Raw genomic sequence first — 10,119 nt, 5'->3', positions numbered from 1 at the left:
CAAACACCCTCTGAGACGGCATTGAACTATAGTGGCTTTGACAACACTGCCACCCCGGGCCAAGTTGGCAAAACAACTTGCTGATCCGACGAAGTTTTTTGGCAATCGCTCCAACACCCGCCACGAGGTTCTGCCACCATGCTCAAGTCCCTGTCGCGCCCGGCCGTCAAACTCGTCGAACGCTACCTCCCCGACCCCTATATCTTCGTCCTGCTGCTGACGATCATTGCGGCTGCCGCCGCCATCGCCGTGGAGCGCCAGACGCCACTGGCGGTGCTGCGTTTCTGGGGTGACGGCTTCTGGAACCTGCTGACGTTCTCGATGCAGATGCTTCTGGTGCTGGTCACCGGCTTCATGCTGGCCAACTCACCGCCCGTCAAACGGCTGCTGCAGCGCCTGGCCGGGTTTGCCAACAACGCCGGTGCCGCCATCATCCTGGTGACCCTTGTATCGCTGGCCGCCAGCTGGATCAACTGGGGCTTCGGCCTGGTGGTCGGTGCCCTGTTCGCCAAGGAGCTGGCTCGACAGATTCGCGTCGACTACCGCCTACTGGTCGCCAGCGCCTACTCGGGTTTCATCGTCTGGCACGGCGGCCTGGCGGGATCGGTGCCACTGACCATCGCCACCGACGGCCATTTCGCCATCGAACAGATCGGAGTGATCGGCACCGGCGAGACCATCTTCTCGCTGTTCAACCTGGGCATCGTGCTCATGCTGTTCATCGCCGTGCCGCTGATCAACCGCATGATGCTGCCCGACGAGCGCGACAGCGTGTACATCGACCCCAGCCTGCTGGAAGAGGAAGAGACCCAGCGCGTGCGCATCAAACGCCCCGCCGAGCGGCTCGAGAACAGCATGACCCTGGCCTGGCTGGTGGGCATCCCGGGGCTGCTGTTCCTGCTCGATCACTTCGTCCTGCGCGGTGGCGGGCTCAACCTCAACGTGGTCAACTTCCTCTTCCTGTTTCTGGCCATCGTGCTGCACCGCACGCCGCGCAGCCTGCTGGAGAGCCTGCACGAGGCCATCAAGGGCGGCGCCGGCATTGTCATCCAGTTCCCCTTCTACGCCGGCATCATGGCCATCATGGTGCAATCCGGCCTGGCCGAGACATTATCCGGCGCCCTGATCTCGCTGGCCAGCGAGGCCACACTGCCCTTCTGGACCTTCATCAGTGCCGGCATCGTCAACATCTTCGTGCCCTCCGGCGGCGGCCAATGGGCCGTGCAGGCACCTGTCATGCTACCGGCCGCCGAAGCCCTCGGCGTGGACGTGCCGCGGATCGCCATGGCCGTGGCCTGGGGCGACGCCTGGACCAACCTGCTGCAACCCTTCTGGGCCCTGCCGGTGCTCGGCATCGCCGGCCTCAAGGCCAAGGACATCATGGGCTTCTGCCTCATCCAGCTACTGCTGACCGGGGTGATCATCGCCGCCGGGCTGACATGGCTGTAGCCCGCTCCTCTTCAACGGCAGCGGGCGTTATGCTGTAGGAGAATTTCCGAGAGGCGATGGACCATGACTGAACATGCGCTGCCCGGCCAGCACGAACTGACCATGACCGTCCTGATGACGCCCGATATGGCCAACTTCAGCGGCAAGGTTCATGGCGGAGCCATCATGAAAAAGCTCGATGAGGTCGCCTATGCCTGTGCCAGCCGCTACTCGGGCCATTATGTGGTGACACTGTCGGTCGACCAGGTGCGCTTCAAGCAGCCCATTCAGGTCGGTGAACTGGTGACCTTCCTGGCCAGCATCAACCACGTGGGGAGCTCCTCCATGGAGGTCGGCATCAAGGTGGTGGCCGAGAACATCCAGGACAAGCTGCTGCGTCATACCAACAGCTGTTACCTGACCATGGTCGCCGTGGACCCGCAAGGTAAGCCCGCCAGCGTGCCTCCCCTGGTCCTGAATACCGACGAACAGCGCTTGCGTCACGAACGGGCGACGCTGCGCAAGGAGCGGCGCAAGAAGGCAGAAGAGGAAGAGCGTCAGGCCAGGGCCGAGCACCGCGGAGAAATCTGAGCCCGCCATGCCCCGTTCACGGCCCGGGAGTCGGGCCGTGAATGCAGCCGGGGGAACGTCAGGTGGTGGTTTCCTGGATAGCTTCCCCGCCTTCTTCGACGTCCTGTCCGATGCCTCTGACCGTGTTGCAGCCTGCCAGCAGGGATGCAGTGAAGAGTACAACCATCACCAGGGAAAGGGTTCGTTTCATGGGACGCTCCTTGTTCAGGAAAGGTTGGGTGGCACCAGATATCTCATTCTACACCGCCTGCAAGATACCACATCTTTAATTTAGCATGAGCCACACCAACGCGCCCATGAACCAGGAGGAGGCCTGTGCATGCCGGAATTCACCCTCGATGACCGCCTGGCCCAGGATGGCCACTACATCACCGACCTGCCACTCTGTCAGTTGCGGCTGATGAAGGATGCACGCTTCCCCTGGCTGGTGCTGATTCCGCGTCGCGCTGGCATCACCGAGGTTTCCGAGTTGAACGAGGTCGACCAGCGTCAGTTGTGGCACGAGGCGACCCGAGCCGGCGAGCTGCTCAGCGCATGCCTGTCGGGCGACAAGCTCAACATCGCCACCCTGGGCAATGTGGTCGCCCAGTTGCACCTTCACGTGATCCTGCGCCGCCATGATGACGCGGCCTGGCCGGCGCCGGTCTGGGGTCATGGCGAGGCCGTACCCTATGACGACGCGCAGCAGGCCGAACTCGGCGCCACACTGCGCAACGCCGCCGAGTCCATGGAGTGGGCGGTCTGACGCGGAACCGCCCGGAGGAAATGGCCGCTAACCCGCTCCAAGACGCGAGCGCAGCGTCATCAGCCAGGGTTGCAGCAAGGCGGGCGGCAGAGGGCGCCCCCTTTGAAAGGCCGTCATTTCGATCCGGCTGCCGCGTTCGGCAGGCTCAACCTGCAGGCGAATGCGATAGCCGGGCCAGCGAGCCAGGGCGGCCTCGACGCGCCCCAGATCGCCATCGGCGTGACGCACCACATAGCCACGTTCCAGCAGCAGACTGACCGAGGCATCCAGCGCCTCGCTCACCGAGCCCGCCAGGCGGCCCGTCAGGGGCTCGACGGGAGCCGGCGTGCTGGCACAACCGGCAAGCGAGCCAAGCAGCAGGACGACCATCAGCGCCATCACACGCATCCGAGCTGTCATGATGAACTCCCTTCACCGACCAGAGTATCGCGTAATGTCTGACAGAAGCGGGGATCACTGGCGGTTCTCGACTCGACCTGCTGGCCTCGCCAGTCAAACAGCTGGATATCCCGGGACACCGTGACCTGCTGTTTGCCGACCTGCACGGAAACCCGCTCGAGGCGCGTGGCCTCATCATAGCCGGGTCCGCCACCAAAGCCGACGCCGAGCCCGATGCCGGATGACACATGGCCACCACTGCCGCCGAACAGGAAACCGCCCAGGCGCGGGCGCGGCGAGACGGCATTGTGATAGAGCACACGCCGCGCGCGTTCGGCACTGACCACGCCCAGCGCGGTATCCGTATCGCGCACCAGGAAGCCGCGCCGCTCCAGCGCCCCGACCACCTGCACCAGCCCGGTCTGCTCCGTGACTGGCCACTGGCAGGCCGCGGCCGGCAACGGCTCGGCTTCCGGCATGCGGTTGGGCGTCGTCTGACAGCCCGCCAGCATCAGGCACCCGATCACGCCCAGGACTTTCCCGTATCCACCCGTCATGGGGCTGCTCTCCTTGAAGTCTGTTGTCAGTCTAGCAGGCAACCTGCCTCGATACCTTGAAGCGCCGCCCTGTCGCCCGCATGTCATGTATCAACCCTATGGTGGCAATGAAGGGAATTCGTTTCACGCTTCACTCCATTGCACCTAGACTCTTCAGCACGAATTCAAGGAGGTACTGCATGAGCGATACCAACAGCATTGGTCTTCACGCTGGAAGCGCCAGCCATCTCGCCGAGCGACTCAACGCCCTGCTGGCCAACTATCAACTGTTCTACATGAACGTGCGTGGCTATCACTGGAATGTGAAGGGTGACAACTTCTTCGAGCTGCACACCAAGTTCGAGGAGTATTACACCGACCTTCTGGCCAAGATCGACGAGGTTGCCGAGCGTATCCTGACCCTCGGCCACAAGCCGGTTCACGCCTACAGTGATTATTTCAAGATCGCCACCATCGAGGAACAGAAGGACATCCACGACGGCGCAGCCTGTGTGCGCGGCATCGTCCAGGGCTATCAGACACTGATCGACCTGCAGCGCGAGATCCTGTCGCTGGCCTCCGACGCCGATGATGAAGGCACGGCCTCCCAGGTGGGCGATTACATCCGCGAGCAGGAGAAGACGATCTGGATGCTGAACGCCTATCTAGGCTGAGGAAGCACTGATTTATTGTTGCGCTCGACGACCCACATGGAGGTGGGAAGTGCGTTGGTTCGTCGGGAACGAACCTAGCCATCCTGACCGCCGGCGGTACTCATAATCCTCATTTACTATCAGTAAACTGCGGTTTATTCGGAACCTTTGGTTCCTCACCCCTGCGGGGCCATCCTTCGGATGTTTGTCGCTTCGCTCGGTGTTCCGTTCCGGCGGCGGCCAACCTATCGTCGCTCACGACATAAATCAGCACTTCCTGTATTCCAAAGGTTCAGGGAACACGGTTCCCCTGGATCCGGTCTCGACCATCACCGATCTTGATCATCGTCGCCGCCTTCCGGGGCGGCGTCGTTGTGTTCGTCATCCCCCGGGGAATCCGTCTCCTCGGCGGCACGCACCAGGGCGTCGGGCAGCGGCTTTTTCATGCGCACGCCGAGGCGCTCGAGTTCGCGGGCCTGGGACACCAGGCTGCCCTGTCCGGTCGATAGGCGCTGCATGGCGCGGCGATGGCTGTCGCTGGCACGCTCCAGGTGCCGGCCCACCTCATCCAGGCTTTCGACGAAACCACTGAACTTGTTGAGCAACCGCTCGGCGCGCTCGCCGATCAGGCGCGCATTCTCGTTCTGACGCTCCAGGCTCCACAGTCCCGCCACGGTGCGCAGGCTGGCCAGCAGGGTGGTCGGCGTGACCATCACCACCTGGCGGTCGAAGGCCTCCTGGAAGAGGCTGGCGTCGCGCTCGAAGGCCGCCGCGAAGGCCGGCTCGATGGGCACGAAGAGAAACACGAAATCCGGCGAGCGCAGCGTCGAGAGGTTCGGATAATCCTTGGCCGCCAGGCTCTGTACGTGCGAGCGCAGCGACTGCAGATGCTCGCGCATCGCCGCCTCGCGCTGGGCCTCGTCCTCGGCATTGACGACACGCGTCCAGGCACTCAGCGATACCTTGGCATCCACTACCAGGTGACGATCTTCCGGCAGATAGATGATGGCATCGGGGCGGCGGCGCCCCTGTTCATCACGCAGCGTGACTTCCCGACGGTACTCGATGTCGCGTCTCAGCCCGCTGCGCTCCAGCACCCGCTCGAGGATCAGCTCGCCCCAGTTGCCCTGGGCCTTCTGGTCACCCTTGAGGGCTCGCGCCAGCCCGGCCGCCTCATCGCCCAGCTGGGCATTGAGATCGGCCAGCTGGTCGAGCTGGGCCTTGAGGGTGCCGCGCTCACGCTGCTCCTGGCCATGCAGCTCCTCGACCCGCTTGCGGAACTGCTCGACCTGTTCGCGGAAGGGCTTGAGCAGCGCCTCCAGGCTCTCGCGGCTCTGGGCGCTGTAGGTGCGCTGGCGCTCGTCGAAGACCTGGCCGGCGAGCTGGTGAAACTCATCCTTGAGGCGCTCGCGGGCATCTTCCATCACGGCCACCTGTTCGCGATGGCGCAGCGCGGCCTGATCACGTTCGGTTTCCAGGCGCGCCGAGCGCTCCCGCTGCTCGGCGAGTTGCTGCTGAGCCTGGGCCAGGCTCGCTTCGACACTGGCCAGACGCTCCCGGCTGCCGTCCAGCTGCGCATCGCTCTGCGTCAGTTCCTGCTCGAGGCGCCGGGCGGCCGCCTCGCGCTCGGCCAGGCACGCGGCCACGGCGGCATGACGGCGATACTGTACGACTCCCCAGACCAGGCTGACCAGCAGCAGCACGCCAAGTCCCAGCGGCAGTCCCCAGGCCGGCAGCGGCAGCCAGGCTTCCTTCATGTCGCCCCCTTCACGCCGTCGCGCTCGCCAGGTCCTCGATCAGGGCGCGCAACATGCCCCAGAACTCATCGACCGAGTCGATCTCGACGCGCTCATCCGGCGAGTGGGCGCCGCGGATCAGCGGACCAAAGGAAATCATCGCCAGTCCCGGATACTTGGCGCCCAGAATGCCGCACTCGAGGCCGGCATGAATCACCTTGACCGCCGGCTCGATGCCCAGTCGCTGGCGGTGCAGGTCGCAGAAGCGCGCCAGCAGCGGGCTCTCCGGGGACGGCGTCCAGCCGGGGTAGGCGTTCTCGACCCGGGTGCGTGCGCCGATCAGCTCGAACAGCGCGGCGAAGCGGTCGGCCAGATCGGCCCCGGCACTGTCGCGCAATGAGCGCACCAGGGCACAGAGGTGAAAGCGCCCTTCTGCCAGGCTCACCACGCCCAGGTTGTTGGAGGTTTCCACCACGCCGGGAACCGCCGTGCTCATGCGCTCGACGCCACAGGGAGCGGCATGCAGCGCATTGACCAGCAGACGGCTGGCATCGCGCCCCAGGGCCGCGCTGCCGTCGGCCGTGCTCGGCTCGAGGGTCAGCTGCAGGCCATCATCGACCCCCGCCAGTTCGTCGCGCCATTCCTGTTGCAGCCTGACCATGCGCTGCTGCGCCGCCGCGACTTCCTCCTCGGGCATGGCCAAGGTGGCGAAGGCCTCGCGGGGCAGTGCATTGCGCAGCGTGCCGCCCTGATAGTCGACCAGGCGGGCCCCGCAGGCCTCGAGCCAGCGCAGGGCACGCACCAGCAGCCGATTGGCGTTGCCGCGGCCCTTGTCGATATCGATGCCGGAATGACCGCCGGTCAGGCCACTCAGCGAGAGGCGCATCAAGGCCTCCCCCGCTTCCACGGCCCGCGTGGGAAACTGGGCATCGACCACCACATCGGCACCGCCGGCACAGCCGATGTAGACCTGACCGCGATCCTCGGAGTCCAGGTTGAGCAGGATATCGCCTTGCAGCCAGTCCTCGGCCAGGTTCAATGCGCCGCCCATGGAGGATTCTTCCTCGAGGGTGAAGAGTACCTCGAGCGGGCCGTGAGTCAGGGTGTTGTCTTCCAGCACGGCGAGGGCCGCAGCAACACCCAGGCCGTTGTCGGCCCCCAGGGTGGTGTGCTCCGCCTGCAGCCAGCCATCCACGACATGGGTGGCGATGGGATCGCGGGTAAAATCATGGGGATGATCGGCATTGGCCTGGGCGACCATGTCCAGGTGCCCCTGCAGGATCACGCCGGGGGCCGCCTCGTGGCCGGGACTCGCCGGCTTGCGAATGCGCAGGTTGCCGAAATCGTCACGATCATGGGCCAGGCCGAGGCCATCGGCCCAGGCTTCCAGTTTCGCCACCAGTGCGGCCTCGTGGCCCGAGGGGCGCGGCGTGTCGCACAGTGTGCGGAAATGGCGCCACACTGCCTGTGGCGCGAGTTGTTCGAGATGTGCGTTCATGGCGCTTCTATACCGTGGTTGACCCGCCGACTCTACCCGCCGTCCCCGGGCTTGGGAAGTGCCGTCAGCGCCTCGCCGTCAGTGCAGCCAGGCGGCCAGTGTCGCGCGTCGCCAGGCCGCCACCTGACGCGCCCCGCTCAGTGACAGCCGCCGGGCGAGCCAGGCATCGCGGCGCCCCTGGAAGGCCCAGGCCGCCAAGATGGCAAGCTCGTGATCGCCTTGCCCAGTGGGCGCCACCGAGGCCACCAGCGCCTGCATGGCCGGCCGCACCAGGCTCGGGTCGCGCTGGCCGTGAGCCACGTCCTCGAGGTCGCGCCGGTCCTCGTCCGATAGCTCAGCCGGCTGCCCTTCGGGCGGCTGCTCGGCCAGCAGCGCCAGGACCAGCTGCGGGTCGAGCTCGGCCAGTTCGAAGGCCAGCAAGCCGGGCAGCTGACGCCGAAAGCGCCGGGTCAGACGCGATACCAGGGCATCGCCTGTCGCGCTCAGTGGTTGAACCATCATCAGGGCATGTTCGCCGGTGGCGGTCTCGCGGGTCATGCCCAGACGCACCACCCGAAAGCCCCGCGACTGCCAGAAGGCCAGCAAGCCGGGCTCGGCGCCGAAACTCGCGCCCAGCAGGTCAATGCCGGCGTCTCTGGCCTCGCGCGCTTCGGCGTCCAACAACTGGCCGCCCAGGCCCTGCCGCCGCCAGGCATCGGCCACGGCGATGCGCACGATGCGCCGCAGGCGCGCCGTCAGCGCCTCGCGCTCGCCGGCATGGGCGGCCAGTGACTGGGCCAGCAGATGCCCTCGTGGACGACGCTCGCCTCGCGCCACGCGCTCGGCCAGCTCGGCGTCGAAGCCGCCCTCGTCACTGGTGATCGCCACCGCGGCGACACCCGGTGGCTCAGGGGTCTCGCGGGACAGGCTGACGACCCGGCTGTCCGGCGCATCCAGCAGACGGCGCAGGTCGGCCGGGGTGGTGCGATAATGCGCCTGCACCAGCAGGCCGAAGATGGCCCGCAGACGCGGCTCGTGGTGGCTCAGCGCGTGGCGCGACTCACACCACCACTGCAGTGGCCCCGGCTGGACGTCCTCGGGTTCCGCGTCCAGCATCAGCAAGCGTGCGGTCAGCGCTTCCAGCGGGTCGCCTGGCGCCCAGCGCACCGGGGCCGCCAGGTGGCACTCGCGCCACGCCGGCGTCTGACGGTTCAGGCGTTCACGAAAGCGCAGGGCAAAACCGCGCCCGGCACCTTCATAGCCGTGCACGGTGGTGGCAAAGGCGATGCGCGGAAAGGCTTCCAGCCAGTCGCCCAGCAAGCCGGCGGGAATCGCCGCCGCCTCGTCGACCAGCAACCAGCGCCCGGCGCCGCCCGCCTCGCCACGTTCGACCCGCGCCTGCAGCTCATCCGGCGCCACAAAGCTCACCCGGCCATCGCCCAGCGTGAACTGCTGCCCCTGTCGCTCGCCCTGGGGGCACAGCGCCGCCAAACGCTCGAAGAGCCCCGCCACTGCCGCGGCGCGCGGGGCCGTCACCAGCACCTCCGCCACGCCCCGCTCCAGCAGGCGGGCACAGGCGATCCCCAGCGCTGCCGTCTTGCCGCGCCCCCGATCGGCGGTGATCACCAGTGGGCGTCGCCGGCGCAGACTCACCAGTCGCGCCACGGCATCGGCCTGATCCCGGGTCAGGCAGACCGTGTCAGCCGGTGGCGGAGTGGCGTCATGGCGAGCCGCGGCACTGAACGACGGAATGGCGGGCGACTGCCCCGCCCCCCAGCGGGCAATGTCCGGAGTCTCAGCGAGCAGCCCCGCCAGACGCGCCAGATACCGACAGGAGAGTTCGGCGGCCGACCAGGGGTGCTCGGCCAGGCGACCATAATCGGCATCCGGCCTAGCGCCCCAGTCAGCCGGCGTCATCAGTACCATCAAGCCACCCGAGCGCAGCGTGCCGGACAGGGCGCCGAAGGCGTCGGGGTCGAAGCCCGCCTCCGCCGAGACCGCATCGATGACGACCAGGTCCTGTTCGCCGCCGAGTCGCGTGCGCGCCTTGCCGGCGGGGATCCACTGCGACTCGGGCACCATGGACGGACGCTGCGGGGCCACCCACAGGGCCTGCTGCCAATCGATGCCCTGCCACAGCGCCTGCCCGCGTGCCCGGCTTTCCTCGGCGGGGCCGTCGATCCACAGCAGGCCGCGCCAGCCGCGTGCCTCGAGCGCCTGCTGGAAGGCCCTCAGCAGCGGTGGCAGGTGGAACGGGGTGGCTGGCGGCATCCTGGCCTCCTGGCTGCATCAACTTTGGTCGAATTCCACGGCCCGATTAAACGCTTGCTTGCATTGCGGCAACGCAGCACCCGCCTGCGTTAGAAGCGCATAACTCTCTGATATTCAATGATGACACACAAGCCTTCCGGGCCATGTCGACTTCGCTGCGTGGAACGAAACACGACTATAGTGGACATCGGGCATCAACAGATCATCATGCTAGCTTGATGAATGGCATGCCCCCTGACAAGCAGGAGCGTGAAAGTCGCTGCCTGTTCTGAAGAAGCACAACAATCGCCTTAGGGAGTTCTCG

General features: G+C 66.2%; 10 protein-coding genes. 4 read left to right on the top strand and 6 right to left on the bottom strand.

Annotated features, from left to right (window positions below; all coding sequences use genetic code 11):
• Positions 1 to 138 precede the first annotated feature (138 nt).
• Together HHA01_RS13285 and HHA01_RS13280 are read left to right on the top strand one after the other, a co-directional pair.
• On the top strand, positions 139 to 1,449 hold the full coding sequence (locus HHA01_RS13285) for a short-chain fatty acid transporter (protein ID WP_141321502.1): 1,311 nt from the start codon (positions 139 to 141) through the stop codon (positions 1,447 to 1,449).
• 63 nt (positions 1,450 to 1,512) lie between these two features.
• On the top strand, positions 1,513 to 2,019 hold the full coding sequence (locus HHA01_RS13280; protein ID WP_141321501.1) for an acyl-CoA thioesterase: 507 nt from the start codon (positions 1,513 to 1,515) through the stop codon (positions 2,017 to 2,019).
• Between the two features lie 58 nt (positions 2,020 to 2,077).
• Here HHA01_RS13280 and HHA01_RS13275 read toward each other — a convergent pair whose 3' ends face one another.
• Positions 2,078 to 2,209 (bottom strand): entericidin A/B family lipoprotein, encoded by a 132-nt coding sequence (locus HHA01_RS13275; protein ID WP_141321498.1) that lies wholly within the window; start codon positions 2,207 to 2,209, stop codon positions 2,078 to 2,080.
• Between the two features lie 129 nt (positions 2,210 to 2,338).
• Between HHA01_RS13275 and HHA01_RS13270 the strand changes: the two genes are divergently transcribed.
• The gene (locus HHA01_RS13270) at positions 2,339 to 2,764 is read left to right on the top strand and encodes an HIT domain-containing protein (RefSeq protein ID WP_141321496.1); all 426 of its coding nucleotides are present in this window, start codon (positions 2,339 to 2,341) and stop codon (positions 2,762 to 2,764) included.
• 27 nt (positions 2,765 to 2,791) lie between these two features.
• Here HHA01_RS13270 and HHA01_RS13265 read toward each other — a convergent pair whose 3' ends face one another.
• The gene (locus HHA01_RS13265) at positions 2,792 to 3,163 is read right to left on the bottom strand and encodes a hypothetical protein (protein ID WP_246053908.1); all 372 of its coding nucleotides are present in this window, start codon (positions 3,161 to 3,163) and stop codon (positions 2,792 to 2,794) included.
• Positions 3,160 to 3,699: a hypothetical protein gene (locus HHA01_RS13260; RefSeq protein WP_141321495.1), complete on the bottom strand. Its 540-nt coding sequence runs from the start codon at positions 3,697 to 3,699 to the stop codon at positions 3,160 to 3,162. The genes HHA01_RS13265 and HHA01_RS13260 overlap by 4 nt, the downstream gene beginning before the upstream one ends.
• A 179-nt stretch (positions 3,700 to 3,878) precedes the next feature.
• Here HHA01_RS13260 and HHA01_RS13255 point away from each other — a divergent pair, with 179 nt between their 5' ends.
• Complete coding sequence (locus HHA01_RS13255; protein WP_141321493.1) at positions 3,879 to 4,352, top strand: Dps family protein; 474 nt, start codon at positions 3,879 to 3,881, stop codon at positions 4,350 to 4,352.
• 308 nt (positions 4,353 to 4,660) lie between these two features.
• Here HHA01_RS13255 and HHA01_RS13250 read toward each other — a convergent pair whose 3' ends face one another.
• The 3 genes from HHA01_RS13250 to HHA01_RS13240 all read right to left on the bottom strand — a co-directional run bounded on the left by HHA01_RS13250 (position 4,661) and on the right by HHA01_RS13240 (position 9,815).
• Positions 4,661 to 6,088 carry a DNA recombination protein RmuC gene (locus HHA01_RS13250; RefSeq protein WP_141321491.1) on the bottom strand — a complete coding sequence of 476 codons (1,428 nt, stop codon included), beginning with the start codon at positions 6,086 to 6,088 and terminating at the stop codon, positions 4,661 to 4,663.
• Between the two features lie 10 nt (positions 6,089 to 6,098).
• The gene (locus tag HHA01_RS13245) at positions 6,099 to 7,565 is read right to left on the bottom strand and encodes an aminoacyl-histidine dipeptidase (RefSeq protein ID WP_141321489.1); all 1,467 of its coding nucleotides are present in this window, start codon (positions 7,563 to 7,565) and stop codon (positions 6,099 to 6,101) included.
• A 78-nt stretch (positions 7,566 to 7,643) separates the two neighbouring features.
• Complete coding sequence (locus tag HHA01_RS13240) at positions 7,644 to 9,815, bottom strand: tRNA(Met) cytidine acetyltransferase TmcA (RefSeq protein ID WP_141321487.1); 2,172 nt, start codon at positions 9,813 to 9,815, stop codon at positions 7,644 to 7,646.
• Positions 9,816 to 10,119: the final 304 nt, after the last annotated feature.

Origin of the sequence: Halomonas halmophila (genome assembly GCF_006540005.1) — a bacterium.
In the GTDB taxonomy this organism is placed as follows: domain Bacteria; phylum Pseudomonadota; class Gammaproteobacteria; order Pseudomonadales; family Halomonadaceae; genus Halomonas; species Halomonas halmophila.
The sequence above is the reverse complement of the archived record's forward strand: the minus strand, read 5'-3'. Positions and strand labels throughout refer to the sequence as shown.